Source organism: Janthinobacterium sp. HH102 (genome assembly GCF_001758625.2).
Lineage (GTDB): Bacteria > Pseudomonadota > Gammaproteobacteria > Burkholderiales > Burkholderiaceae_D > Janthinobacterium.
Map to the genome: position 1 here is coordinate 4,647,510 of NZ_CP062062.1, position 24,647 is coordinate 4,672,156.

The following is a 24,647-nucleotide window of genomic DNA, read 5'->3' on the forward strand; positions in this document are numbered from 1 at the left end:
GGCGGCAAGGTGAACAGGGGCCGAAATATACAGCAAAGACCCTGTTTATGCCGGCCTCAGCAGCCGGTCGGTTTGACTTTCTCCACTTCCAGGCCGAACCACGGGCGCAAGCGCGTGCCGATGACGTTGCCCAGGAAGGCGCAGAGCAGCCACAGCCAGCCGTGCAGGCTGCCCGAGATGATACCGCTGAAATACGCGCCGATATTGCAGCCGTAGGCCAGGCGCGCGCCGTAGCCGAGCAGCAAGCCGCCGACGACGGCGGCCATGATCGAGCGCAGCGGGATGCGCCACACGGGCGCGTAGCGGCCGGCCAGGGCCGCCGCCAGCATGGCGCCCAGCACGATGCCGATGTCCATCACGGAAGTCTTGTCCTGCGTCAAAGGCGCGGCCAGGGCGGCCGCGTTGGCCTTGGTGGACCAGTAGGCCCAGCTGGCCGTGTCGATGCCGATCGCGGACGCGGCTTTCGCACCCCACAGGGCGAACGCGGACGTCACGCCCCACGGACGGCCCGACAGCGCCAGGGTGATGAAATTGAGTACGACGAGCGCGATGGCGCCCGCCACCAGCGGCCAGGGGCCGTGCAGCCAGGGCGACGCCTGCGCCGGGCGCAGCGGCGTGGCGACGAGCTTGCCGTGGCGGCGCTTTTCCACGAAGACCGTGATGCCGGCGATCAGCGCGAAGACGATCCAGTTCAGCGCCAGCGCGGGCACCAGGCCCAGGCTTGTGACGAGGGAAATGGGCTGCAATTGCGGCAGCGCCGTCCAGAACGGCATGTGCGCCGTGCCGATCACGGAGCCGACGATGAAGGCAGCCAGGGTGATGAGCATGCGCGTGCTGCCCCCGCCGACTGTATATAAGGTGCCGGAGGCGCAGCCGCCGCCCAGCTGCATGCCGATGCCGAAGATGAAGGCGCCGAAGATGACGGACGTGCCGGCGGGAGACACCAGGCCGGCGACGGGCGTGCCGAACAGGGTGCCGGCCGACAGCGCGGGAAAGAACAGCGCCACGCCCACGGCCAGCATCAGCATTTGCGCGCGCAAGCCGTCGCCGCGGCCATCGGCAATGAAGACGCGCCAGGCCGATGTAAAACCGAAGGCCGCGTGATACAGGGTGATGCCGAGCAAGGCGCCCACCACGTACAGCGCGGACTGGGTGGCGCCCACCGTCAGCGCCAGGTACCAGGCGCCTAGCACGATGAGCAACAGGGCCACGCCCAGCGGTTTCGGGTTGATGGCGGCGCGCAGGCGCAGCGGTGACATTGCGGTATCGGACATGGGGAGTATGGGCGAGAGAAAGGGAAACACCATTGTAAACCCTGCTCTCGCCCGTGCCAGCGACTTGCTTGCAGATCAAGCAGGCTTAGTGCCCCACCGCATGCAGCGATTTCTCGCCGCCGCTGCGCACGGGAATCGGGTTCAAACGGTCCATCCGGCCGCTCAGGGCCGTCAAGCCGAAGGCGCCCAGCACGACCAGCGCGCCGATCCAGCCCGTGTGCACGAGGCCCAGGTGTTCTACGATCAAGCCGCCGCCCCAGGCGCCGCCGGCGATGCCCAGATTAAAAGCGGCGATATTCAGGCCGGAAGCGACGTCCACGGCGCGGGGCGTGAAGTGTTCCGCTTGCTGCACGACATACACTTGCAAACCGGCCACGTTACCGAAGGCCACGGCCCCCCACAGCAGCACGGTGATGACGACGAGCACGGGATGCGGCGCCGTGAAGGTCAGCAGCAGCAAAACGGCTGCCAGCAGCAAAAAGATCAGTTTCAGGGCACTCACTGGACCCTTGCTGTCGGCCAGCTTGCCGCCCCAGATATTGCCGAACGCCACGGACACGCCATACACGAGCATCACCGCGCCCACGGCGCCGGCGCTGAAACCCGACACTTGCTGCAAAATCGGCGCCAGATAGGTAAAGGCGATGAAGGAGCCGCCATAGCCGACGGCCGTCATGGCATACACCAGCAGCAGCCGGGGCTGGCCCAGCACCCGCACTTGCTGCAGCAGCGAGGCGGGCTTGCTGTGCTTGATGGTCGACGGCACGTACAACAGGCTGCCGATGAACGCCACCAGACCCAGGGCCGAGACGGCGAGGAAGGTTTCGCGCCAGCCGAAATGCTGGCCGATGAAGGTGCCCAGCGGCACGCCCGTCACCAGGGCCACGGTCAAGCCCGTAAACATGATGGCAATCGCGCTGGCCGCCTTGTCCTTCGGCACCAATGACGTGGCGATGGTCGAGCCGATGGAAAAGAACACGCCATGCGCCAGCCCCGTCAGGATGCGGGCGACGACGAGAGTTTCATAGCCCGGTGATTTCCAGGCGAGCAAATTGCCCAGGGTGAACAAGACCATCAGCGACAGCAGCAGGGTTTTGCGCGGTATCTTGCCCGTCAGGGCAGTCAGCACGGGTGCGCCGACGGCGACGCCCAACGCGTACAGGCTGACCAGCAGGCCGGCCGAGGGCAGATTGACGCCCAGGTCAGCGGCGATGGTGGGCAACAGTCCCACGATGACAAACTCGGTGGTTCCGATGGCAAAGGCGCTGAGGGTCAGCGCGAGCAAGGCAATGGGCATGGCAAACTCCGATCAATGATGTTGGCATGCAGTATCGGGGGTTTCTTTGTTCCGAAAAATACCTGATCAGGCAGAAGATAATTGCGCTCAACTCAACAATGCAATGGTCTGCTACACTGGCCGCATCAACACGGGGTCACCACCATGAATTCAGAAAAACTGGCGCTGCTGGTCACGCGCGAAATGCCATACGGGAAATATCAGGGACGCTTGCTGGCCGACTTGCCGGGACATTACCTAGGCTGGTTCGCGCGCGAGGGCTTTCCCTCGGGCGAACTGGGCAGTTTAATCGCGTTGATGTACGAACTCGACCACAACGATTTACGCAGCTTGCTCGACCCCTTGCGCACGCGCAAGTCGCCGTGGCGGCCGGGCGAGTAAGGAACAGGTCAGAACTGGCGCAGCTTCTTCGCCAGCATGGCGCTGAACTCGCCATTTTCCACGAGCTTTTGCAGCTCGCTGGCGCCGCCGATGAGCACGCCATTGACGAAAATCATGGGAAACGTGGGCCAGCCCGTCCACATTTTCAAGGCATTGCGGCGGTGCCACTGGTTCAGATAGCTGCCGTATTGCAGGTACTGGTAGGGCGTGCCCAGCACGTCGAGGATCTTGCGCGCCTTGCGCGGAAACGGATTGAGCGCCATGCCGACCACCACTACCTGGTGCGCGGCGATGGCCGCCTGCACCTCGCGCACGATGTCCTGGTGCTTGCTGCCGATCAAAGGGCGGGCGGCGGGATGGATCTGGGCTTCGTCGAGGATGGCGCGGGTCATGAAAGTCCTGGGGTCAGTGGCACGTGGCGTGCGGATCACGCATTGTGCCACGCACACAGGCTGGCGTGGGCTACACTGCGCTTCTTCTCCCCTACACGTCAATATATGCAAGCAATCCCTCCCATGGCTGAGTGGCGCCGCACCCGCCGCCTGATCGGCTCGCTTCTGCTCGCCGCCTGCGCCTCCAGCGCCCTGGCCGCTGCCGATCCCGGGCTCGAAAGCGGTCTGATCCAGGCGCTACACCTGAAAAAGGGCACGACGCAAAGAGTGGGCACCTCCGGCAAGGCGATCCGGGCCTACATGCGCGAAGGCTACATCGGCAAGCACCCCGACCAGCGCTTCGACTACACCGATTATTACCTGCTGCAAAAGCCCGCCAGCTTCATGGGGCATGCACTGGTGCTGATCGAGGAAGAATACATCACGCAATACATCGGCTGCTGCGTCAGCCCCGGCGTGGGCGTGACGGTGAAGGTGCGCGGCAGCACGCAGAAGCTGCAAGCGTTCGCCCGCGCCCAGCGCTGCACCTTGAGCGACCCCGTCGATATCGGGCATGCACTGAGCGAGGTTGCCATCAAGACTAGGATGCCCAAGGGCCATTATGCGTCCTTGAGCTGCCGCGAACGCGATGCCGAGCGCGAAGAGCCTTGATGGCTGGCAGCCTTCAAAACAGTTCGTCGAGCAGCAAATGGAATGCCAGCTTGCCTTGATCGATATCAAGGAGCCCATATTGCTCAACAAACCTTTGCTGTAGCGCGGCGTCCAACTCACCGAGAGCACGCCAGGCGATGGCCAGGTCCTGGTAGCGGTTGGCAACGCCGGCCCGTCCCACGTCGAGGCAGCCGACGACGGCGCCTTCGTGCAGGAGGATATTTTCCAGCGAGAAGTCGCCATGCGTGACGACGAGGTCGGGCGTGAGCGGCTGGCAATCCTGCAGCGCCGCCCACACCTGTTCCGCCGTCCAGCCTTGGCGCGCGATATCGAAATCATCGGTGTCGACGAGGCCCGCATCGATGCGCTGGCGCGCCTGGGCCAGCCGGACGGCAGGGCTGGCGTCGAACGGGCAGGCATCGACGGGCAGCGCATGCAGGCGGCGCAGGAAGGCTGCCAGCGCGTCGGCCACGGCGGGGCCAATCTCGGGATTGGCTTCCAGTAATTCGTGCGCCGTCTTGCCCGGCAGCGCCGCCGTCAGCAGCCATGCCTGCTGCCGGTCTGCCGCCTGGGCGAACTGGAGCACGACCGGCACGGGCAGGTATTGCGCCAGCCAGCGCAGCCGCGCCAGTTCATCGGCCAGCTCGGCGGCGGCAACACCCTTGCCATGCTTCAAAAACAGGTCCGGCGCGCCGTCCCTGCCCTGCAGCCTATAGACGGCAGCGTCCGATTCGCCGATGCTGTCGCGCGTCCATCGATAGCCGGCCACGGCGGCGCGCAGGCTGGCGGGCATGGCTGCCGTCACGGCCGCTTGCTTCTTGTTGGAGATCGTCATCCGTCCGATCCTATGCCAGCGGCACGTGCAAGCCCATCTTGAGGCAGGTCAGCGCCACCGAGGTACGGTAGCGCCGGATATTGTCGTCGCCGCCGAACAGGCGTTCCGTCAGTGCCTCGTATTCGGCCATGCTGCTGGCGGTAATGATCAGCAGGTAATCGGCCTCGCCCGTGATGCCGTAGCACTGCTGGATGGCAGGCTCGGCCATGATGCGCGCGCGCATGCCGGCCGTGCGCTGCGGGTGCTCGTCGTGCAAATGCACTTCCACCGTCAAGATCAAGGGACGGCCCAACCGGCTCGCGTCGAGCACGGCCACCTCGTTGCGGATCACCCCGCTTTCGCGCAGGCGGCGGATGCGCCGCTGCACGGCCGGCGCCGACAAATGCACGGCCTGGGCGATTTCACGCTGCGAAGTCGTGTTATCGCGCTGCAAGATGTCGAGGATGGCCAGGTCGAAACCATCGAGCGCGGGGGAAGACGTGAGCGAAAGTTGCGTCATGGAGGTCAAAATGCAGTGCAAATATCGGAGCAGACACAATAAACTTTCACCATTCCGATATCAAGCCTTTTATCACCATGCCATTACGCCGCTATTCCTCGTTCATTCCCCTGCTCGCCATCCTCGGTTCCGTCACCGCGCTGGGGCTGGGCACCTCATGGGCCAAGCACAGCCTGTTCCCGCTGGTCGGTGCGCAAGGCACGACGGCCGTGCGTGTGGGCTTTTCCGCGCTGCTGCTGTTGCTGTTCTGGCGCCCGTGGCGCTGGCAGCTGAGCCGCGCCGACCTGCGCACGGTGGCCCTGTACGGCGCGGCGCTGGGCTTGACCAACCTGTGCTTCTACATGGCCTTGCGCACGATCCCGTTCGGCATCGCCGTGGCCATCGAGTTTTCCGGCCCGCTGGCAGTGGCGCTGCTGGCCTCGCGCCGCCCGCTCGACTTCGTCTGGGTGGCGCTGGCCGTGGCGGGACTGGCGCTGCTGCTGCCGCTCGGCCACGACGTCAGCAATCTCGATCCCACGGGCGTGCTGTTCGCCCTGGGCGCGGCCGTCTGCTGGGCCTCGTACATCGTCTTCGGCAAGCGCGCCAGCCATCTGCATGCGGGCCATTCGGTCTCGCTGGGCCTGGCCATGGCCGCGCTGGTGGTGGTGCCTGTGGGCGTGATGCATAGCGGCGCCGCCCTGCTCTCGCCCGCCGTGCTGGGCATCGGCCTGGGGGTAGCGCTCATTTCCAGCGCGATACCGATCTCGCTGGAAATGGTGGCCCTGAAGCGGCTGACGCCGCAAGCGTTCGGCATCATGAGCAGCATGGAACCGGCCGTGGCCGCCATGCTGGCCTACATCCTGCTCGACGAGCGGCTCGGTGCCGGGCAGTGGCTGGCGATTGCCATGATCATGGCCGCGTCCATGGGCAGTTCCTACATGGCGCAGCGGCAGAGACGCGGCGCGGCAGCGCTCAGGCCCGAATACAAATCGTGAAGCGCGCGCCGCCCAGCGGCGAATCGTCGACGGCGATGGCGCCGCCGTGCAGCGCGACAGCCCTGGCGGCGATGGCCAGCCCCAAGCCGTGGCCTGCGGCCGCATGGTCCTGCTCGCGCTCCAGGCGGTAGAACGGGGCGAACACCCGTTCGCGCTGGTCGGCGGGAATGCCGGGACCATCGTCCTCGATAACGATGCGCAGCGCCTCGCCATCGCGCACGGCCGACAGCGCCACGCGCGCCACGGCATATTTGGCCGCATTGCCCAGCAGGTTGCCGACGGCGCGCGCCAGCAGACGGGCGTCGCCGCGCAGCTCGCCCAGGTCGGTGGCGATGCCGGCGTCCACCTGGCGCGGCAAGGCCGCCGCCAGGCAGGCGTGCAGCAGGGGCGCCAGCGCGAAGGACTGGCGCGGCAGCGCCTGCGCATGATCGAGCTGCATCAGGCCCAGCAGCTCATTGACGAGGGTTTTCAGTTCCTCGACGTCGGCGCCCATGGCGTCGACGCGCCGCTGCAGGTCGGGCTGGCCTTTCGCATGCCGCGCGGCCAGCAGTTCCAGGCCGAATTCCAGCCGTGCGATCGGCGTGCGCAGCTCGTGCGACACCGACAGCAGCAAATGCTTGCGCGCCTCCAGCAGCGAACCGATGCGCCCGGCCATGTCGTTGATGCGGCCCGCCAGCGGCGCGATGCTCGATGCGGGGCTGACCCGCGCCCGCGCGGCCAGGTCGCCCCGTCCGAAATCGTCGGCCATGCGCGACAGCGCCGCCAGGCTGCGGCCGTGCGCGCGCGTCCACCAGCCCAGCGGCAGCAGCAGGAATAGCGCGATGACGGCAAAGCGGATCGCTTCCATGCGCAGCGCCTGGCCCACGTCGATGGGCAGCTTCTGCGCGTGGAGCACGTCGTCATCGCTGCCGGCATAGCGCGCGCCCGTGACATCGACGCGCCGGTAAAAGCCCTTGCCGCCCACGTCCATCACGACAGCGCCTTGCAGCAGCGGCGCGCGCCGGGCGGCCGGCAGCGCCGCCAATACTGTGGCCAGCGGCTGCAGTTCCAGCGTGACGTCCGACACTTCGCGCACCTTGTTCAGGCGCGGCAGCCATTCGTCGGCGGGCGCCTGGTCGATGTACTGCTCCAGCAGGAAGATCTGGCCGGCCGCCTGGTCGCGCGCGATGTGCTCGAGCGGATCGCCGAACAGGCGGCTGAAGGTGAAGTAAATGACGCCGCTGCCCAGCGCGATAGCCAGCAGCACCAGCAGCGCGAAACGCCAGAACAGGCGGCTCATTCCCAGGCCGAGGGCGTGAGCAGGTAGCCTTCGCCCCACACCGTCTTGATGCGCTCGGCGGCGGTGTCGTCGAACTTGCGGCGCAGGCGCGAGATGCAGTTGTCGATGCTGCGGTCGAGGCCATCGAATTCGATGCCGCGCATCTTGACGAGGATGTCGTTGCGCGACATGACCTTGCCCGCGGCATCGGCCAGGATGGCGAACAGCTTGAATTCGGCGCTGTTCATGGCGATTTCCTGACCGCGCCAGTGCACGGCGCGGTTCTCGCGCGACACGCGCAGCTGGCCGATGACGATATCGCTGCCGGCCGCCGCGCTGCCGCGCCGCTGCAGCGCGCGCAAACGGGCCAGCAGCACGCGCGGCTGGATCGGCTTGTTCACGTAGTCGTCGGCGCCCTGCTCCAGGCCCGAGACTTCGTCGAAGGTGTCTTCGCGCGCCGTCAGTATCAGGATGGGCACGGCGCTGAGCTGGCGCAGCTGGCGGCACACCACCAGGCCGTCGACGCCGGGCAGGGTCAGGTCGAGTATTACCAGCTCGGGCTGGGTATCGCGAAAACGCGCCAGGGCCTGGTCGCCGCGCGTGACCACATCGACCGCATAGTCGTATTGCTCCAGGTATTCCTTGACCAGCGCGGCCAGCCGCGCATCGTCCTCCACCAGCATGACACCTTGCATCGCTCCTCCGCGCCGCCATTTTTGTGGCGTATTGTAGTGGAGCGCGGCGCGCCTGTGGCAAATTCGACAATCCCGTACACATTGCTACACTTTCTATACAAATGCGGCCTACAAATTGAGGACAATTCGAAGACAAACACGGGCGGATTCCGGGACGCTGTTTGCCTAACATTCATGGCTCTTACCTCAACCGGAATCAGAACATGAAAAAATTTGCATGCAGCACCCTGCTCGCCGTCGCCGCCACCTCGCTCGTCCACGCCGAAGGCCTGTACGTGGGCGCCAACATCAGCCCAGCCAGCGACGGCAAGATCCAGTATGCGGCTGGCGGCGCGACAAGCCAGCGCGACGCCAGCGGCAAGGCGCTGCCATTCGGCGTCTTCGCCGGCTATGAACTGACGCCGGCCTGGGCGCTGGAGGGCGGCTACCGCGCCAGCGGCGGCGCGACCAGCTTCGACCTCGACCCCGGCTACCGGCTCAGGGTGCGCGCCAGCGCCGCCTACCTGGCGGCGCGCGGCACCTGGCGTCTGGACGAGGACTGGTCGCTGTTCGCCAAGGCGGGCATGGCGCGCAGCCGCGTCAAATTCTCCATCGACGGCAGGAATGCGCCGCCCGGTGAATCGGCCGGCAAGACGGGCCTGTACGCGAGCGTGGGAGCGGCTTACCAGATCAACAAGGACGTGGCGCTGCAGCTCGAATGGGAGCACGCCCCGACAGTCAGATACGAAGGACTCGACAGCACGATGAACCGCATCGCGCTCGGTGTCCGTTTCGGTTTTTAAAGGATGGCATGCACAAGTTCGCTCCCCGTTTTTCTTCCCGTTTTCCCCCACGGCTGTTGCTGCCGGCGCTGCTGCTGGCCGGCGGCGCCGGCGCGCAGATGATGCCCGACGGGAGCCGGGACATGTACGTGGGCGCGGCCGTCACGGGCAGCTCCGCGACGGACGATGGCGCGCCGCGCGCCGCCGTCCTGCGGCCGCTGCTGCAGGTCCAGTGGAGCAATGGCGTGTTCGTCTCGGCCAGCGGCGTGGCGGGCATGCACCTGTCGGCTACGCCGGGCATTGAATACGGCCCGCTGCTGGCCGCCAGCAACGCGCGCGATCCGGAAGATGGCTGGCGCCTGCGCGGCACGCGGCGCATCAAGGGCTCGCCCGACGTGGGCGGCTTTTATGGCTATTACCTGGGCGAGCAGATGCGCGTCACGTCGAACCTGGTGTACGACACGAGCGCGCACGGCTGGCGCGCGCAGCTCGCCGTGCAAAAGACCCTGCCCTCGCTGGCGGCCCATCATACGGTGACCCTGTCGGCCGGCGTGTCGCTGGCCAGCGGCGCCGTGATGGAGGAGCGCTACGCCGTCAGCGTCGCTGCCGGCGGCGCGCGCGACTACCGCCCGGCCGGCGGCGTCACCGCCATCGAGGCAGGCGTCAACTGGAACTGGGCGCTGAGCAGCAAGTGGCTGCTCAACAGCGCCGTCACGGGCACGCGGCTGGGCAGCGGGCCGGCCGGCAGTCCCGTCATCGAACGGCGCAACGTCATCAGCTGGTCCACCGGCCTCGGTTACCGGTTTTAAGCGGCATGCGCACATCCCTGCTTCTCGGCCTGGCATTGCTGCCCGCGTTCGCAGGCGCCCAGGAAGGCGGCGACTGGATCGCGTATCGCGACGCCTACCGCCACATGATCTGGTTCGAGAAGTACGGCAAGCCCAAGCAATTGCTGCAGCAGCATCTGCGCTTGCGTCCGCGCGACGCCAGCGTGTCCACGGATGGCTTGCGCCTGACCTTGCACGGCAAGGACGCGCAGCTGGCGCTGCCGCTCGATGCTTTGGGGCGCGCCGTTTTCCCGTTTTCCAAGGCTGCCTATGACGACAACGCGGAGCTGACCTGGAACCGCAAGCCGGGGCAGATCTCGTCAAGCGCCTGGGTCTCCATCGTCACGCGGCCCGATGGCGTGTATGCGGCGGCCGACCTGCGCGCCGCCTGCGAACAATTCCTCGCCTATACGCGCTACGCCGGCAGCGCTGGCGGCAAGCGCTGCGCCGGCGTGCAGTTTGCATATGCGAGGACGGATGCGGCGCAAGTGCGCTATCAGGGCGGCGATGGCGCGGCGTTCCCGCTGGCGGCGCAGGACGGCCCCGCCTTTCCCGGCGACGCTGCCAGCGGCTTTCGCGTCTACGCCTTCCGTTTCCATGCGCATCCGGACGGGGGCCAGGTACTCACCGGCGGCACGCCGCTGGCGATCACCGCCCTGCTGGAATAAGGCGGACCGCGCTCAGTGCGCGGCCGCCCCCGCCACGTGGGCGGCAAGGTTCCTGCGCGCCAGCCACGCCAGCGGCAACAGGGCCAGCAAGGCAGCCGCCACCCCGGCCCATGGCGACGACGCCATCAGCTGGCGCGACACCATCAGCGCGCCGAGCATGGAACCGAAGGAAATGCCGAGGTTGAACGCGGAAATGTTCAGGCCGGAAGCGAAATCGACGGCCTGCGGCGTGTAGCGCTCGGCCGTCGCCAGCATGCCGGCCTGCAAGGCGGGCGACAGGCCGAAGGCGAACACGCCCCAGACGAACAGCATCACCGTCATCAGCCACTGGGACGTGATGGCCAGCGCCACGCCCACTTGCGTCACGGCCAGCAACAGCAGCATCGATCGCAGCGCTTTTTGCCAGCCCAGGTGGCTCGTCAGGTAGCCGCCCGCCAGGTTGCCGGCAAAGGTGGCGATGCCGAACACGATCAGCAGGGCGCTGGCCATGGTGGCGGAAAAGCCCGTCACATCCGTCAGGATGGGCGTAATGAACGTGAACGCGGCAAAGCTGCTGCCGAAACCGAAGGTGGTCACCGCCATCATCGTCAGGATGGGGCCGCTGCCGAGCGCCGCCAGCTGCGTCATGGCCTTGCCGCCCTTGCCCTGCTGCAAACCGGCCGGCAGCCAGCGCGCCATGGCGGCCAAACCCAGCGCGGCCAAGACCACCACGGCAAAGAAGGGCAAGCGCCAGCCCATCAGATTACCGAGGAAGCTGCCGAACGGCACGCCGATCACCATGGCCAGCGTCAGTCCCGCAAACATCACGGAAATCGCCCTGCCCGCCTGCGCCTTGTTCACCAGGCTGGCGGCCACGGTGGCGCCGATGGCAAAGAAGGTGCCGTGCGCCACGGCCGTGATGACCCGTCCCGCCAGCAGCAATTCAAACGTGTGGGAAAAGGCGGCCAGCAGGTTACCGGCCAGGAACACGCTCATCAGCCCCAGCAAGGCCGCCTTGCGCGGCAGGCGCGACATCAATAACACGAGCAGCGGCGTGCCGATGGCCAGCGCCAGCGCATACAGGCTCACCAGCGAGCCGGCCGATTCGATGGAAATGTGCAAATCCTTCGCAATGGCGGGCAAGATGCCGACGACGATGAATTCGGTCACGCCGATGGCAAAGGCGCCGACGGCCAGCGCCAGCACGCCGGGCGGCATCGTGCTGGCGGGAGGGGAAACAGGGGCTGCGGTGGTCATGATGGCTCCAACAAATGGTTCAAGCGGGCCAGTGTATCGAGATAAATACTTTTGATATAGACTCCAATAATGGAAACACCTGTGAAATGGATTCAATAATGGCCAGGCAAGACATCAACCGCGCGTTCGAGATGGCCGTGTTCGTGGCCGTGGTGGAAACGGGCGCCTTTTCCGCCGCCGCGCGCCGCCTGGCCCTGACGCCGTCGGCCGTCAGCAAGCTCGTCAATCGCCTGGAAGCGCGGCTCGGCGCACGTTTGCTCCAGCGCAGCACACGCCAGCTGCACACGACGCCCGAGGGCGACGCCTTCTTCGTGCAGTGCAAGCGCATCCTCGACGATATCGATGGCGCCGAGCGCGAAGCATCGCAGGGCGCCGCGCCGCGCGGACGCCTGCGCATCAACTGTTTCGTGCCGTTCGGCGTGCGCCACCTGCTGCCCATCCTGCCCGAGTTCGCGCAGCGCTATCCCGACATCGTGCTCGACGTCGTCGTCAGCGACGCCATCGTCGACCTGCTGGAAGACCGCACCGACATCGCCATCCGCACGGGCACGCTGAAGGCATCGAACCTGGTGGCGCGCAAACTGGGCGAAGACACGATGGTCGTCGTCGCCTCGCCAGCCTACGCGGCGCGGCACGGCCTGCCGCGCACGCCGCAGGAATTATCCGAACACAATTTATTGGCCTTCAACTTCCGCTGCCAGAACGAAACGTGGCCCTTCCTCGACGGGAGCGGCGGCACCTTGCAGGTGGCGCCGCAGGGCAATACCTGCGTCAGCGATGGCGAAAGCATGCGCCAGCTGGTGCTGGCGGGCATGGGTCTCGGGCGCTTTTCGCGCCAGCACGTGCAGCGCGACATCGAGCAAGGCCGACTCATGCCAGTGCTGCAGGACTACAATCCGGGCGACAAGGAACTCGTGCACGCCGTCTTCGTGGGACCGGGCCTGCAAGTGCCGGCCAGGGTGCGCGTGATGCTCGATTATCTGCTGGAAAAAGTGCAGCTGGGATGAGCGCCGCCCGCCGGCATCGCGTCTTATAATCGGCCATATCGCTGAACTTCCAGAGAGCCGCGCCATGCATGACGACTTGATCCGCACCTTGCAAACCCGCTTCAGCCGGCACATGCACCGCCATCCGGGATGGACCTGGGACAAGGTGCTGGCGCGCTTGAACGCCGCTCCCGCCAGCCTGGTGGCATTGCAGAAAATGGAAGACACGGGCGGCGAACCGGACGTCATCGGGCACGCCGGCGAGACGGACGCCGTCACGTTTTGCGATTGCTCAACAGAAAGCCCGATCGGCCGGCGCAGCCTGTGTTTCGACGCGGCGGCCCTGGCTGCGCGCAAGGCCAACAAGCCGGCCGGCAGCGCGCTCGCCATGGCGCAGGCGATGGGCATCGCCTTGCTGACGCAGGCGCAGTACCGGCAGCTGCAAGAGCTGGAACCGTTCGACCGCAAGACCTCGAGCTGGATCGCCACGCCGGACAGCATCCGGGCGTTGGGCGGCGCCCTGTTTGGCGACCGCCGCTATGACCAGGTCTTCGTCTATCACAACGGCGCCGAATCGTATTATGCGAGCCGGGGCTTTCGCGGACTGCTGCGCGTCTGAGCGACGCCGGTTCAGACCGCCTCTTCCAGGCGCAACTGCCGGCCTTCATCGAGCATCAGCTCGAATTCGGCCGCCGGCACGGCCGGGCTGAACAGATAGCCCTGCAGCTGGTCGCAGCCGAGTTCGCGCAGGAAGCGCATCTGCTCGGCCGTTTCCACCCCTTCGGCGACGATTTCCTGGCGCAGCTGCTGCGCCATGGTGACGATGGCGCGGGCGATGGCGCAATCGTTTTCCTCGAAGGGCAAGCCGATGACGAACGAGCGGTCGATTTTCAATGTGCTGATGGGGAATTTCTTCAGGTAGGCGAGGCTGGAATAGCCGGTGCCGAAGTCATCGAGCGCCAGCGCCAGTCCCATGGCCACCAGCTGGTTCATGATGCCGATGACCTTGTCGGCGCCGCGCATCAGCAGGCTTTCCGTGATTTCCAGCATGATCTGGTCGGGCCGCACCTGGTAGCGCTCGAGTACGGCCGCTATGCGCGCCGGCAACTGTTCATCGAACTGGCGCGCCGACAGGTTGACGGCAATGGCCGGCATGTGCAGGCCACGGTCTTCCCAGCAGCGGATCTGGCGGCACGCCTCGTCCAGCACCCAGGTGCCCAGCTCCAGAATCAGACTGGTTTCCTCGGCGACGGGGATGAAGACGCCGGGCGAAACCATGCCGCGCATCGGATGCTTCCAGCGCAGCAAGGCTTCCGCGCCTACGATGCGTCCGCTGGCCAGGCTCACTTTCGGCTGGTAATGCAATTCCAGCTCCTTGTCGCCGAGCGCCAGCCGCATTTCGCTTTCCAGGCGCAGATGCTCCTTGGCCCTGCGGTTCATGTCTTCGCGGTAGAACAGGAAGGTCGATTCGATGGTCTGCCCCGCCTTGGCCACGGCCACGTCGGCAAAGCGGAACAGGGCCGGCGCTTCCAGGCCGTCTTCCGGATACACGGTGATGCCGATGCTGGCGCCCACGTGCAGCGCGTGCGCGTCGATATTGATCGGCGCCTCGAGCAGGTTGAGCAGCTTTTGCGCCACGTTGGCCGCGTGTTCGCGCTTTTCGATGTGCAGCAGGGCCACGACGAATTTGCTGTTGTCGACCCGCGCCAGGATGTCGGCGTCGCGCAGGGCGCCGCGGAACAGCTGGCCGATGGCGATCACCAGCTGGTCGCCCACTTCATGGCCCAGGGTGTCGCTGATGGAACCGATGCGGCTGATGTCGATGACCATCAGCGCGCCATGCGTGCCTTGCCGTTTCGCTTCCGCCAGCCCCTGGTCGACCAGCTGGTTCAGCAGGCAGCGGTTGGGCAAGCCCGTCAGGCTGTCGTAGTTGGCCATGCGCTGCATGCGCGCTTCGGCATCCTTGTGCACCGAGATATCGGAAAACAGGGAAAATACATGGCTGATTTCGCCGAATTCGTCGCGCACGACGCTGATGGTGACGTCTTGCGGGAACAGTTCGCCATTCTTGCGCTTGCCGATGATTTCGCCGCGCCAGGAGCCGTGGCCGCGCATGGCGGCGCGCACCTTGGCGCGGAAATCCGGGTCGTGCACGCCCGAGCGCAGCAAGTCCGGCGTGCGGCCGATGGCTTCGGCCGGCGAATAGCCGGTGATGCGGGAAAACGAGCTGTTGATCGAGACGATGCGCTCTTCCGCATCCGTGATCAGCACGGCTTGCTCGCTGTCTTCGATGATGCGGGCGTGCAACCGGACCTTGTCCACGTCGGACAGCGGCTCGCTCATGGCCGACAGGCGCACGGCCATGCCGCAGCCCTTGCCCGCCTGGTCGTGGATCACATGGCGGTGCATGCGCAGCCATGTCACCATGCCCGACTTCTTGCGCCGGCGCACATCGGTGGCCACGTCGCCCTGCGTGAAATGCAGTTCCAGCACGCTCGCTTCCGCGTCGTCTTCCGGATACAAAAACAGGATGTGCTGGCCCAGTGCTTCCAGTTCGGAATAGCCGAACATCTGTTCGGCGCCATGGTTCCAGCCGATCAAAAAGCCGTCGGGATCGATTTCCAGCAAGGCGTCAGGAGGCGCCACGCGCACCACGGGCCGGCTGGCGCCGCGCAGCCGCTCCAGCTCTTCCTCCAGCCGCGCCAGGGTGGCGGCCTGCTGCGGCCCCGCCTGTTCACGGGCATCCTGGGCCAGGCGCAGGCACAGCGCGACCTTCGCCTCAAGCATGGCAACCCCACTCTTGGACCAGGTCAGGGGAAGGTATCAGGGGCGCTGCGGTGTGTGTAATCATCAAAATCCCACTGTGGGGCGTGGAGGTCGGGCGGGAAATACTGTGAATATGGTAACTTAAAAGTGTTGGCGTATGTCAACATTTTAAGGCCTACGCCGAATGGCCGGGCAGATGTTGCGCCAGGCGGGCAAACACATCTGGTTCGCGCATGCGCGCCATCCACCAGCGCAGCGCGGCGCCATCCTCGCCCACTCTCCAGGCCAGGTAAAACGTTTCCGACGGTTTCGGCTCTTCCACGGCCTTTTCCACCAGCAAGCCACGCGCGATGGCGGCGCGCGCACACGGCCCCGGCAGGAAGCCAAAGCCCAGCCCCAGCACCTGGTAATCGAACTTGACCTGCATGTTCGGCACGCTCAAGGCATCTTGCCCCAGCAGCAGCCCCACCGTGCGCGGCGCCATCTGGCGCGCCGAATCGGCCACCACCACGGCCCGGTGCTGCTGCAAATGGCCGCGCGACAAGGGTTCGGCCACCTGCGCCAGCGGATGCGTGGGCGCCACGGTAAAGACGAAGTCGAGCATGCCGATCGGCTGCGCGATATAGCCGCCGCCCGCCGGCCCGTCGCCTGGCGCGCCCACCAGCAAATCGGCGCGCCGGTCCAGCAGCGCTTCCCAGGTGCCCGACAGGGTGTCTTGCGACAGGCGCAAGCGCGTCTGCTGCGCCACGTCGTAAAAGGCGCGCACGTCGTCGGCCAGGGCCACGGCGGAAAACATGGAATCGATGCCGATGGATAATTCCGTTTCCCAGCCGGACGCCACCCTGCGCACGCGGTGTTCGAGGTCCTGCGCCGCCTTCAGCAAATACCTGCCCTCTTTCAGCAATTCCTGGCCAGCCGCCGTCAGCATGACTTTCGGGCCATTGCGCTGGAACACCTGCACGCCCAGGTCGTCCTCGAGCTTGGCCACCGTATAGGAAATGGTGGACGGGACTTTATGCAACTCCTTGCCGGCCGACGAGAACGATCCACGGCGGTCGATGGCGTCGACGATTTGCAGCGCTTCCAGGCTCAGTCTTAACATTCGATTTTTTCGATCATAGGTCGCAAGATTTTCCGTTTTTCTTTCTCTTCTGAGGCGCCTATACTTTGTTCATCGTACAGCGAAGGGCAGAGAGAAGCCAAGGCATAGCGCCAGGCAACGGTCCTTCGAAATTATCGCACATTAACCTTTAGAAACGGAGTTCACCATGTTACAGATTCGTCATAGCGAAGAACGCGGCGCCGCCAACCACGGCTGGCTCAATTCCCACCACAGCTTTTCCTTCGGCAGCTACCACGATCCGCTGCACATGGGTTTTGGCCCCCTGCTGGTGATCAATGAAGACCGGGTCACGCCAGGCCAGGGTTTCGGCACGCACGGCCACCGCGACATGGAAATCATTTCGTATGTCCTCGACGGCGCGCTCGAACACAAGGACAGCATGGGCACCGGTTCCGTGCTGCACTACGGCGATGTCCAGCGCATGAGCGCCGGCAGCGGCGTGCGCCACAGCGAGTTCAATCATTCAAACACGGATGGCTTGCACTTCCTGCAGATCTGGATCCAGCCGAACGTGACGGGCATTCCCCCCAGCTATGAAGAGAAACACTTCACGCCGGAAAGCAAACGGGGCAAGCTGCGCTTGATCGCCTCGTCCGACGGCCGCCAGGGTTCCGTGCTGATCCACCAGAATGCGGCCATCTACGCCAGCATCCTGCAGGAAGGCGAGCAGGCCGAACATGCGCTGGAAGAAGGCCGCCTCGCCTATGTGCACCTGATCCGCGGCAGCCTGGTCGTCAACGGCACGCCCTTGAAAGCGGGCGATGCGCTGAAACTGACGCAGGAAGCGGCCGTGATCCTCACGCAAGCAGAGGACGCAGAGTTTCTGGTCTTCGATTTACCGAAATAATTGATAAATACAAAGAAAGAGAAAATCATGGAAAACAGAACCAACGTATTGCTGCCCCTCGGCCGTGCCGCCCTTGGCGTGCTGTTCTTTGTCTCGGGCTTGCTGAAAATCGGCGGCTTTGCGGGGGTGGCCGGCTACATGGCCAGCCAGGGGTTGCCGATCGCCAATATCTTGCTGGTGGGCGTGATTGTGCTGGAAGTGGGCGGCGGCCTGCTGCTGATCACGGGGTGGCAGGCGCGCTGGGCGGCGCTGGCCTTGGCGCTGTTCCTGATTCCGACCACCGTGATCTTCCACGCCTTCTGGAGCGCCGATGCGGCCCACTTTCAGGACCAGCTGACGAACTTCCTGAAGAACCTGTCCATCTTCGGCGGCATGCTCTTGCTGGTGGAGCGCGGCTTTCGCCAGGCCAAGTGAGGCCAAGGCTGCCTGACCGGAGGGCCCCGTCATCGACGCGTCCGGTCCGGCCGGCAGCCTGTCACCGTTTTGTCATCAAGCTGACATGGCGCTGTCACATACGCTGACTATCATGCGGTTGCCTTTAAATCACGCAACCACAGGACATCGCAGCCCATGAACAAGCCCAACGATCTGGCCATCCGCGCCACCGATCTGAACGACATCGACAGCAACGCGTCCCACGACAACCATTTCAACAGCATCCTGAACGCCCGCCTGAGCCGCCGCAACTGGCTGCGCGGCAGCGCCGTCACGGCCGCTACCGCCGTCATGGGTTCGATGGGTCTGTCCGCCTGTGGCGGCGGCAGCGATGCGGCGGCCGTCACACCGACGCCAACGCCGACACCCGAAAAACTGCTGGCCTTCACGGCCGTGCCGAAAAGCCTGGCCGACGTCGTGTCGGTGCCGGCCGGCTACACGGCCACCGCGCTGTATGCGTTGGGCGACTCGCTGCGCGCGGCCACGCCAGCCTACAAGAATGACGGCAGCGATACCGATTTCGACAACCGCGCCGGCGACCACCACGACGGCATGGAATACTACGGCCTGTCCGCCGCCGGCGCGCCGCTGGCCTCCGGCGCCGAACGGGGCTTGCTGGCGATGAACCACGAAGCGACCACGGACGAAAAACTGTCCTCGCACTTCCTGCACGTGAATGGCGGCACCACCACGCTGCCGCGCCCCGCCGCCGAAGTCGACAAGGAAGTGGCCGTCCACGGCTTGAGCGTGGTGGAAGTCAAGAAGACGGGCAGCACCTGGGCCACCGTCAACGATTCCGCCTTCAACCGCCGCGTCACGCCGTTGACGGACATCGAGCTTGCCGGCCCCGTGCGCGGCAACGCCCTCGTGGTGACCAAGTATTCGCCGACCGGCACCAAGACGCGCGGCACCATCAACAACTGCGGCACGGGCAAGTCGCCATGGGGCAGCTACCTGTCCGGCGAAGAAAACTGGGCCGGCTACTTCACGCGCTCGGCCACCGACAACGCGGCGCGCGGCGACAAGTCCGTGGTGTCGCTGAACCGCTATGGCCGCAGCCAGGGCGGCGCCTCGCGCCACGGCTGGGAAACGGGCGGCAGCGACGACAAATACGCGCGCTGGAACCTGAGCAAGACCGGCGCATCAGCCGACGGCAGCGACGATTACCGCAATGAGCTCAACGGCATGGGCTACATCGTCGAAATGGACCCGTACGACAAGACCAAGGCGATCCGCAAGCGCACGGCGCTGGGCCGCTACGCGCACGAAAGCGCCGCCTTCAGCGTGCCGACCGTGGGCCAGCAGCTGGCCGTCTACATGGGCGACGATTCGCGCAACGAATACATCTACAAATTCGTCACGACGGCCGTCTGGGCCGCCGCGGATGCGACGCCTGCGGACCGTATCGCCACCGGCGACAAATACCTCGATTCGGGCAAGCTGTACGTGGCCAAGCTGGCCGCCGACGGCACGGGCCAGTGGATCGAGCTGTCCCTGTCGAACGCGCAGATCCAGGCGTACGGCGCCTACAAGTTCGCCGACCTGGCCGACGTGCTGGTCAATGCCCGCCTGGCGGCCGACGCCGTGGGCGCGACGAAGATGGACCGTCCGGAATGGTGCTCGGTCAACCCGGCCAATGGCGAAATCTATTACACGCTGACCAACAACTCGAACCGCACCGTCAATCCGAGCGGCTCGTCGCAGCTGGCGCCCGACAGCGCCAACCCGCGCGCCTACACGGACATGAAGGGCAGCAGCGCGCAGAACGGCAATCCGAACGGCCACATCATCCGCTTCAAGGAAGGCACGGGCGCGGCCGCGGCCACCAGCTTTACGTGGGATGTCTACCTGTTTGGCGCCGAGAGCGGCGCCGACGCCAGCAAGATCAACCTGTCGAACCTGACGGCCGACCAGGATTTCTCGAGCCCGGACGGCCTGGCCTTCAGCCCCTACACGGGCATCTGCTGGATCCAGACGGACGATGGCGCGTACACGGATGTGACCAACTGCATGATGCTCGCGGCCATCCCCGGCAAGGTGGGCGACGGCGCCAAGTCCACCCTGAACTACGCCACGGCGGCCGGCGGCAACCTGGCCGTCGATACCTTCATCGGCAAGAAACCCACGGCCGACACGCTCAAGCGCTTCCTGGTGGGGCCGGTCGGCTCGGAAATCACGGGCATCAGCGAAACGCCGGACGGCAAGACCATGTTCATCAATATCCAGCATCCGGGCGAAAACACCGCGCTGGCGAATATCGGCGATCCGTCCAAATACACGAGCCAGTGGCCGGCCAACGCCGGTTACGGCGCCGGCAAGCGTCCCCGCTCGGCCACCATCGTGATCACCAAGAACGACGGCGGCCGCATCGGCAGTTGATGTGACGTGCCTGGCGGCGGCATCCGCCAGGCATAGCCAGACATCGACCTTGTAAAAGGAGGAAGTGCCCCTAAGTAAGGTTCATCACCAGACATTGCAACGACCGAATGGCAACCGGGGAAAACGTTTCCCTGCTTTTTGGTATGATGGCAAGGCGCGCCGGCACCGGAGTGGTGTCGCGCGCCTTTTATTTTTGACAATTACTTATATGAGCACAACCATGCAAAGCGGCGCAGACCTCCTGGCGACAGGCGAATTGGATTACACGACTTCCTGCGCACTGCCGACGCCGTGGGCCCAGTTCACCCTGCACGCCTTTGTCGAACACGCCACGGGCAAGGAACACCTGGCCATGGTGCTGGGCGATATCGGCAACGGCGAACCGGTGCTGGCGCGCGTGCATTCCGAGTGCCTGACCGGCGACGTGCTGTTTTCGCAGCGCTGCGACTGCGGCGCCCAGCTCGAAGGCGCCTTGAAACGCATCGCCGAGGAAGGCCGCGGCATCTTGCTGTACCTGCGCCAGGAAGGGCGCGGCATTGGCCTGATCAATAAAATCCGCGCCTACCGCCTGCAAGAAGCAGGCGCCGACACGGTGCAGGCGAATGAACAGCTGGGCTTCAAGGCCGACGCGCGCAACTACACCTTGTGCAAACCCATGTTTGCGCAATTCGGCATCCACAGCCTGCGTTTGATGACGAACAACCCGCGCAAGATCGCGGCAATGGAAGCGCTGGGCATCACGGTGGCCGAACGGGTGCCGCTGCTGGTCAACCGCAATGCGTTCAACCAGCACTACCTGAATACCAAGCAAAGCAAACTGGGCCACATGATGACGCCGGAAACGGCGCCGGCGCTGGAAGACGGCGCCCTGTAATTGCCAACCGGCTAGCCGCGCCGGCGCGGCAGCGCGCCCCCCGTTTCGCTCCTGCTCACGCACAAAGGATGCATGAAATTCTCTGACTACGCCTGCTTGCTTGCCAGCCTGTGCGCTGGCGCAGGCGCCCACGCGGCCCCGGCCCCGGCGCCTGCGCCAGCCGCGGCCACCGCCGCTTCGACTCCCCCCGCCAAGCCGCCGCCAGCCACCGCCGCGCCTGCCGCCACCGAACATGCGGCCCTGCCGCCGCCCTCGTCGGCCGCGCAAAAACTGTACACGGCCGCGCGCGCCGACATTTTGCAAGTGCGCGTGCTGCTGAAAAACGGCCGCACGCAATCGTCCGTCGGCTCGGGCTTTTTGATCGGCACGGGCGACCTGGTGGTGAGCAACTATCACGTCGTGTCGCAATTCGCCCTCGACCCGGACACCTATGTGGGCGAATGGGTCGACACCAGCGGCCAGCGGGGCAATGTGGAATTGCTGGCCGTCGACGTGCTGCACGACCTGGCGGTGCTGCGCGTGAACCGCCACGGCACGGGCTTTTTCAAGATGCCGGGGACGCTGGCACCGCTGACGCAGGGCCAGTACCTGTACTCGATGGGCAACCCGCTGGACCTGGGTTTCGCCATTTCGGAAGGTTCGTACAACGGCGTCGTCACGCGCAGCTTCTACGACCAGCTGATGTTTACGGGACCGATCAATTCCGGCATGAGCGGCGGCCCCAGCGTCACTGCGAATGGCGACGTCGCGGGCGTGAACGTGTCGAAACGCCTCGACGGCGAACTCGTCAGTTTTCTCGTGCCGGCCCGCTATGCGCAGCAATTGCTGGCCAAGGTGGCGCAGCAAGGCAAGCCGCCGAAAGACTTCAAGCCGCTGGTGACGGCGCAACTGCTGGCGCACCAGGACGTCATGCTGGCGCGCCTGCTCGACACGCCGTTGAGCTTGAAAGCCATGGGCCCGTACCGCGTGCCCGTGCGCGAGTCCGACCAGATGCGCTGCTGGGGGCGCTCCAACGTCAAGTCCGACAAGCCTTATTTGCTCGACAACACCAGTTGCGCCATGGAGTCGGCCATCTTCATTTCCGGCGCCCTGCAGACGGGGCAGGTGTCGATGCGCCACGAATTCCTGCGCAGCAGCGAACTGGGCCCGCTGCGCTTTTCCGAGCTGGCCAGCGCCTCGTTCAAGAATGAAAGTTTCGGCAGTTACAAGAGCGCGCACCTGACAGGCCCCCATTGCACCGAACAGTTCGTCAAGAACAAGACCCTGCCCCTGCGCGCCGTGCTGTGCGTGCGCGCCTACCGCAAGTTTACGGGCCTGTACGACTTTGCCCTGCTGGCCGCCAGCACCGATGAGCCACTGATGAGCCTGCAAAGCCGCATCGACGCGCGCGGCGTGTCCTACGCCAACGGCATGCGCGTCACGCGCACCTTCCTCGAAGCGCTGTCGCGGGAAAGCAGCCGCAAGCCATGAAGCCGCCCTATTACCTTGAAATCCTCGCCGAGAATGGCGAAGTGCAGCGGCGCCAGCGGATGGAGTCCCTGCCGATCCGCATCGGCCGCGGCTATGACAACGACTTCATCCTCGACGATCCGCATACGGCGGCCGAGCACGCCATTGTCGAGGACGATGGCGCAGGCGGCCTGCTGCTGCGCGACCTGGGCAGCCATAACGGCGTGATCCACCGGGGACAGCGGCAAGCGCAAGTGGCCCTGAACGGCAACAGCATCGTGCGCCTGGGCCACACGCGCCTGCGCGTGCGCGCCAGCGACCATCCGGTGGCGCCCGAACTGGGCGACACGACCAGGCATGACTGGGAAGGCTTGCGCCCGGCCGTCGCCGGCCTGGCCATGATCGGCGCTTCGGCCGCCTTCAGCAACTGGCTCAGCGATGCGGACGCCTTCGATCCGATTTCCTACCTGATGATCATCGCCACCGCGCTGGCCGGCGGCCTTGTGTGGTCGTCGATCTGGGCCGTGGCGAACCGTCTGTTCGGCCATGTGGCGCGCTTCGGCCGCCACCTGTTCATCATCGGTTGCGGCTTGCTGGCCATGGAAGTGTGGGAACTGGGCAGCAAGGTGGCGGCGTATGCGTTCTCGCTGGAAGCGCTGACGCGCTACGGACGGCATGTGTTCATCGTCATCGTCTGCGCCATGATCTACTACCATCTGTGCACGATCAAGCCCCAGCATCCGCGCCGCTTCGGCCTTGTCGCCGTCGTGCTGGCCATCCTTGGCTCGACCCTGATTTTGCTGAGCAACCTGCAGATCAGCGGCCGCCTGGCCGACGAGGCGTACATGTCGGCGCTCTACCCGCCGGCCTTGCGCCTGAGCCCGGATCACACGACGGATGCCTTCTTCCGCGATGCGGCCAGCCTGCAGCGCGCCGTCGACGCCGAACGGGGCAAGGCGGCCAAGGGCGCCGACGAAGACGAAGACAGCGGCGATTGACGATGCAAGCGCCGCCAGGCAAAAAGCCCGCCGAGTCCTGACAGACCGGCGGGCTTTTTTTAAATGCGCCGCGAGGCGCGCAGCGTATCGCTGTTTAGAACTTGGCTTCCTGCTTGCGGCGCGCCGTAAAGCCCAGCAAGCCCAGTCCGACCAGCAGCATGGCGTAGGTGGTTGGCTCAGGGACGGCCGAGATCAAGCCATCGTTGGCGCCGAAGCTGACGAAATTGTTGTTGCCCGCCTTGAACTGCGCTTGCTGGCCGCCATCGCAGCAACCTTCCAGGCCATAAATGCTCAGGGTATGGTTACCGGCCGACAAGGCGCTCGAACCGCTGAGGAACTGGCTGCCATTGTTGTAGTTGCCTGCCCACCACATGTCATTGCTCTTGAAGTCCAGCGCCACGCCGTCGAGGAACAGGGCGCCGCCCTTGCCGAAGTCGACGCCGCTGCGGAAGCTCCAGGCGCCAGCATCGGCCGCGCTGACGCCAAAGTTGATGACGGATTTGAAGGCAATGTTCGAGCCGCTGCCGAACAGGCCGCTGTTGTTGACGTTATCGTAGCTGGCAATCGTCGTCGAGCCATAGCCGGCGCCTGGCGTGGCCACGGCGGCGTTCACGGCGGATTCATAGGCGGCGGCGGAGCTTTGCGCGCCAGCGTTCGAATAGCCGGTGGACACGGTGATGGTGCTGGCGTTCGCGTGGGCAAACGCACCGACAACGATCAGGGACAGGGCGATTTTAGGCAAGTTTTTCATGATGGTATCCAGTAAGTAAGTATTCAGTGGGCGCAGCAAGGTGCACTGGAGCTGAATACACGCTGCATTGAGGCGTGTCGGCATAGCGCCAGGAATTGCAAGGATGAGCGGTCGGGGGCGTGAACTTCCGCGTGACAATGCGGACTTGCGGCGTGCCATGGCGGCACTGCAAGCGTCCTGGAAAGGGTTCGGGTTCCCGGGACAAGGCCAGACAATTGACGGGTCAGGTAAGACGATGGAGCTATTCTAGCGTAAATTCCCCAGAAGAAAAGTATTTTTCTTTTGACCATG

General features: G+C 65.2%; 25 protein-coding genes. 14 read left to right on the forward strand and 11 right to left on the reverse strand.

The annotated features are described in order from the left end of the window. Window positions 1-56 precede the first annotated feature (56 nt). Complete coding sequence (locus JAB4_RS21130; RefSeq protein ID WP_070224059.1) at window positions 57-1,274, reverse strand: YeeE/YedE family protein; 1,218 nt, start codon at window positions 1,272-1,274, stop codon at window positions 57-59. Window positions 1,275-1,359: 85 nt separating this feature from the next. Further along, window positions 1,360-2,571 (reverse strand): MFS transporter, encoded by a 1,212-nt coding sequence (locus tag JAB4_RS21135; protein ID WP_070224060.1) that lies wholly within the window; start codon window positions 2,569-2,571, stop codon window positions 1,360-1,362. Between the two features lie 144 nt (window positions 2,572-2,715). Here JAB4_RS21135 and JAB4_RS21140 point away from each other — a divergent pair, with 144 nt between their 5' ends. Further along, entirely contained in the window at window positions 2,716-2,952 is a 237-nt protein-coding gene (locus JAB4_RS21140; protein WP_034749909.1) for a DUF3820 family protein, read from the forward strand. Between the two features lie 8 nt (window positions 2,953-2,960). On the opposite strand, the gene JAB4_RS21145 is transcribed toward JAB4_RS21140, so the two are convergent. After that, window positions 2,961-3,344, reverse strand: coding sequence for a glutaredoxin (locus JAB4_RS21145; protein ID WP_070224062.1), 384 nt, complete (start codon window positions 3,342-3,344; stop codon window positions 2,961-2,963). Window positions 3,345-3,467: 123 nt separating this feature from the next. On the opposite strand from JAB4_RS21145, the gene JAB4_RS21150 reads away from it, so the two are divergent. Beyond that, window positions 3,468-3,995, forward strand: a complete 528-nt coding sequence (locus JAB4_RS21150) for a hypothetical protein (protein ID WP_070224064.1) — start codon at window positions 3,468-3,470, stop codon at window positions 3,993-3,995. Between the two features lie 13 nt (window positions 3,996-4,008). Here the strand turns inward: JAB4_RS21150 and JAB4_RS21155 are convergent, their stop codons facing one another. Next, the gene (locus tag JAB4_RS21155; protein WP_070224065.1) at window positions 4,009-4,830 is read right to left on the reverse strand and encodes an APH(3') family aminoglycoside O-phosphotransferase; all 822 of its coding nucleotides are present in this window, start codon (window positions 4,828-4,830) and stop codon (window positions 4,009-4,011) included. Between the two features lie 10 nt (window positions 4,831-4,840). Then, window positions 4,841-5,329: an Lrp/AsnC family transcriptional regulator gene (locus JAB4_RS21160; RefSeq protein WP_070224067.1), complete on the reverse strand. Its 489-nt coding sequence runs from the start codon at window positions 5,327-5,329 to the stop codon at window positions 4,841-4,843. Window positions 5,330-5,406: 77 nt separating this feature from the next. Between JAB4_RS21160 and JAB4_RS21165 the strand changes: the two genes are divergently transcribed. Continuing rightward, window positions 5,407-6,303, forward strand: a complete 897-nt coding sequence (locus tag JAB4_RS21165; protein WP_070224069.1) for a DMT family transporter — start codon at window positions 5,407-5,409, stop codon at window positions 6,301-6,303. Here JAB4_RS21165 and JAB4_RS21170 read toward each other — a convergent pair. Beyond that, a complete protein-coding gene (locus JAB4_RS21170) occupies window positions 6,281-7,582 on the reverse strand; it encodes an ATP-binding protein (RefSeq protein ID WP_070224071.1) in 1,302 nt (433 codons plus the stop codon). The genes JAB4_RS21165 and JAB4_RS21170 overlap by 23 nt on opposite strands. Further along, window positions 7,579-8,256, reverse strand: coding sequence for a response regulator transcription factor (locus JAB4_RS21175; protein ID WP_070224073.1), 678 nt, complete (start codon window positions 8,254-8,256; stop codon window positions 7,579-7,581). Before JAB4_RS21175 ends, JAB4_RS21170 begins: the two co-directional genes overlap by 4 nt. Before the next feature lie 203 nt (window positions 8,257-8,459). Between JAB4_RS21175 and JAB4_RS21180 the strand changes: the two genes are divergently transcribed. From JAB4_RS21180 to JAB4_RS21190, 3 genes are read left to right on the forward strand one after another with little or no spacing between them, the layout of a single operon-like run. After that, the gene (locus JAB4_RS21180) at window positions 8,460-9,038 is read left to right on the forward strand and encodes a porin family protein (protein WP_070224074.1); all 579 of its coding nucleotides are present in this window, start codon (window positions 8,460-8,462) and stop codon (window positions 9,036-9,038) included. A gap of 8 nt (window positions 9,039-9,046) precedes the next feature. After that, on the forward strand, window positions 9,047-9,826 hold the full coding sequence (locus JAB4_RS21185; protein ID WP_227742010.1) for a MipA/OmpV family protein: 780 nt from the start codon (window positions 9,047-9,049) through the stop codon (window positions 9,824-9,826). Between the two features lie 5 nt (window positions 9,827-9,831). Then, window positions 9,832-10,512, forward strand: coding sequence for a hypothetical protein (locus JAB4_RS21190; protein ID WP_070224076.1), 681 nt, complete (start codon window positions 9,832-9,834; stop codon window positions 10,510-10,512). Window positions 10,513-10,524: 12 nt separating this feature from the next. On the opposite strand, the gene JAB4_RS21195 is transcribed toward JAB4_RS21190, so the two are convergent. Next, window positions 10,525-11,748, reverse strand: coding sequence for an MFS transporter (locus JAB4_RS21195; protein ID WP_070224079.1), 1,224 nt, complete (start codon window positions 11,746-11,748; stop codon window positions 10,525-10,527). Between the two features lie 98 nt (window positions 11,749-11,846). On the opposite strand from JAB4_RS21195, the gene JAB4_RS21200 reads away from it, so the two are divergent. Both JAB4_RS21200 and JAB4_RS21205 read left to right on the forward strand, forming a co-directional pair. After that, the gene (locus tag JAB4_RS21200; protein WP_070224081.1) at window positions 11,847-12,755 is read left to right on the forward strand and encodes a LysR family transcriptional regulator; all 909 of its coding nucleotides are present in this window, start codon (window positions 11,847-11,849) and stop codon (window positions 12,753-12,755) included. Window positions 12,756-12,819: 64 nt separating this feature from the next. Continuing rightward, window positions 12,820-13,353, forward strand: coding sequence for a DUF4256 domain-containing protein (locus JAB4_RS21205; protein ID WP_070224084.1), 534 nt, complete (start codon window positions 12,820-12,822; stop codon window positions 13,351-13,353). Window positions 13,354-13,364: 11 nt separating this feature from the next. Here JAB4_RS21205 and JAB4_RS21210 read toward each other — a convergent pair whose 3' ends face one another. Together JAB4_RS21210 and JAB4_RS21215 are read right to left on the reverse strand one after the other, a co-directional pair. Further along, complete coding sequence (locus JAB4_RS21210) at window positions 13,365-15,521, reverse strand: EAL domain-containing protein (RefSeq protein WP_070224086.1); 2,157 nt, start codon at window positions 15,519-15,521, stop codon at window positions 13,365-13,367. Between the two features lie 154 nt (window positions 15,522-15,675). Then, window positions 15,676-16,602 (reverse strand): LysR family transcriptional regulator, encoded by a 927-nt coding sequence (locus JAB4_RS21215; protein ID WP_070224088.1) that lies wholly within the window; start codon window positions 16,600-16,602, stop codon window positions 15,676-15,678. A gap of 166 nt (window positions 16,603-16,768) precedes the next feature. Between JAB4_RS21215 and JAB4_RS21220 the strand changes: the two genes are divergently transcribed. From JAB4_RS21220 to JAB4_RS21245, 6 genes are all read left to right on the forward strand, one after another. Then, a complete protein-coding gene (locus tag JAB4_RS21220; RefSeq protein WP_070224090.1) occupies window positions 16,769-17,470 on the forward strand; it encodes a pirin family protein in 702 nt (233 codons plus the stop codon). Between the two features lie 27 nt (window positions 17,471-17,497). Continuing rightward, complete coding sequence (locus tag JAB4_RS21225) at window positions 17,498-17,884, forward strand: DoxX family protein (RefSeq protein ID WP_070224091.1); 387 nt, start codon at window positions 17,498-17,500, stop codon at window positions 17,882-17,884. Window positions 17,885-18,040: 156 nt separating this feature from the next. Further along, complete coding sequence (locus JAB4_RS21230; RefSeq protein ID WP_070224092.1) at window positions 18,041-20,284, forward strand: PhoX family phosphatase; 2,244 nt, start codon at window positions 18,041-18,043, stop codon at window positions 20,282-20,284. 220 nt (window positions 20,285-20,504) lie between these two features. Beyond that, on the forward strand, window positions 20,505-21,158 hold the full coding sequence (gene ribA, locus JAB4_RS21235; protein ID WP_070224093.1) for a GTP cyclohydrolase II: 654 nt from the start codon (window positions 20,505-20,507) through the stop codon (window positions 21,156-21,158). Between the two features lie 72 nt (window positions 21,159-21,230). Next, entirely contained in the window at window positions 21,231-22,628 is a 1,398-nt protein-coding gene (locus JAB4_RS21240) for a serine protease (protein ID WP_070300466.1), read from the forward strand. Then, entirely contained in the window at window positions 22,625-23,605 is a 981-nt protein-coding gene (locus JAB4_RS21245; protein ID WP_070224095.1) for an FHA domain-containing protein, read from the forward strand. Before JAB4_RS21240 ends, JAB4_RS21245 begins: the two co-directional genes overlap by 4 nt. Window positions 23,606-23,699: 94 nt before the next feature. On the opposite strand, the gene JAB4_RS21250 is transcribed toward JAB4_RS21245, so the two are convergent. Then, on the reverse strand, window positions 23,700-24,356 hold the full coding sequence (locus tag JAB4_RS21250) for a CCXG family PEP-CTERM protein (protein WP_070224184.1): 657 nt from the start codon (window positions 24,354-24,356) through the stop codon (window positions 23,700-23,702). Window positions 24,357-24,647 lie beyond the last annotated feature (291 nt).

Coding starts and splice junctions, on each gene's coding strand:
- JAB4_RS21230 (WP_070224092.1), top strand. CDS start 18,041: ATGAACAAGCCCAACGATCTGGCCATCCGCGCCACCGATCTGAACGAC.
- JAB4_RS21195 (WP_070224079.1), bottom strand. CDS start 11,748: ATGACCACCGCAGCCCCTGTTTCCCCTCCCGCCAGCACGATGCCGCCC.
- JAB4_RS21145 (WP_070224062.1), bottom strand. CDS start 3,344: ATGACCCGCGCCATCCTCGACGAAGCCCAGATCCATCCCGCCGCCCGC.
- JAB4_RS21160 (WP_070224067.1), bottom strand. CDS start 5,329: ATGACGCAACTTTCGCTCACGTCTTCCCCCGCGCTCGATGGTTTCGAC.
- JAB4_RS21135 (WP_070224060.1), bottom strand. CDS start 2,571: ATGCCCATTGCCTTGCTCGCGCTGACCCTCAGCGCCTTTGCCATCGGA.
- JAB4_RS21245 (WP_070224095.1), top strand. CDS start 22,625: ATGAAGCCGCCCTATTACCTTGAAATCCTCGCCGAGAATGGCGAAGTG.
- JAB4_RS21175 (WP_070224073.1), bottom strand. CDS start 8,256: ATGCAAGGTGTCATGCTGGTGGAGGACGATGCGCGGCTGGCCGCGCTG.
- JAB4_RS21210 (WP_070224086.1), bottom strand. CDS start 15,521: ATGCTTGAGGCGAAGGTCGCGCTGTGCCTGCGCCTGGCCCAGGATGCC.
- JAB4_RS21170 (WP_070224071.1), bottom strand. CDS start 7,582: ATGAGCCGCCTGTTCTGGCGTTTCGCGCTGCTGGTGCTGCTGGCTATC.
- JAB4_RS21220 (WP_070224090.1), top strand. CDS start 16,769: ATGTTACAGATTCGTCATAGCGAAGAACGCGGCGCCGCCAACCACGGC.
- JAB4_RS21185 (WP_227742010.1), top strand. CDS start 9,047: ATGCACAAGTTCGCTCCCCGTTTTTCTTCCCGTTTTCCCCCACGGCTG.
- JAB4_RS21130 (WP_070224059.1), bottom strand. CDS start 1,274: ATGTCCGATACCGCAATGTCACCGCTGCGCCTGCGCGCCGCCATCAAC.
- JAB4_RS21150 (WP_070224064.1), top strand. CDS start 3,468: ATGGCTGAGTGGCGCCGCACCCGCCGCCTGATCGGCTCGCTTCTGCTC.
- JAB4_RS21215 (WP_070224088.1), bottom strand. CDS start 16,602: ATGTTAAGACTGAGCCTGGAAGCGCTGCAAATCGTCGACGCCATCGAC.
- JAB4_RS21200 (WP_070224081.1), top strand. CDS start 11,847: ATGGCCAGGCAAGACATCAACCGCGCGTTCGAGATGGCCGTGTTCGTG.
- JAB4_RS21180 (WP_070224074.1), top strand. CDS start 8,460: ATGAAAAAATTTGCATGCAGCACCCTGCTCGCCGTCGCCGCCACCTCG.
- JAB4_RS21190 (WP_070224076.1), top strand. CDS start 9,832: ATGCGCACATCCCTGCTTCTCGGCCTGGCATTGCTGCCCGCGTTCGCA.
- JAB4_RS21250 (WP_070224184.1), bottom strand. CDS start 24,356: ATGAAAAACTTGCCTAAAATCGCCCTGTCCCTGATCGTTGTCGGTGCG.
- JAB4_RS21205 (WP_070224084.1), top strand. CDS start 12,820: ATGCATGACGACTTGATCCGCACCTTGCAAACCCGCTTCAGCCGGCAC.
- ribA (WP_070224093.1), top strand. CDS start 20,505: ATGCAAAGCGGCGCAGACCTCCTGGCGACAGGCGAATTGGATTACACG.
- JAB4_RS21225 (WP_070224091.1), top strand. CDS start 17,498: ATGGAAAACAGAACCAACGTATTGCTGCCCCTCGGCCGTGCCGCCCTT.
- JAB4_RS21165 (WP_070224069.1), top strand. CDS start 5,407: ATGCCATTACGCCGCTATTCCTCGTTCATTCCCCTGCTCGCCATCCTC.
- JAB4_RS21240 (WP_070300466.1), top strand. CDS start 21,231: ATGAAATTCTCTGACTACGCCTGCTTGCTTGCCAGCCTGTGCGCTGGC.
- JAB4_RS21155 (WP_070224065.1), bottom strand. CDS start 4,830: ATGACGATCTCCAACAAGAAGCAAGCGGCCGTGACGGCAGCCATGCCC.
- JAB4_RS21140 (WP_034749909.1), top strand. CDS start 2,716: ATGAATTCAGAAAAACTGGCGCTGCTGGTCACGCGCGAAATGCCATAC.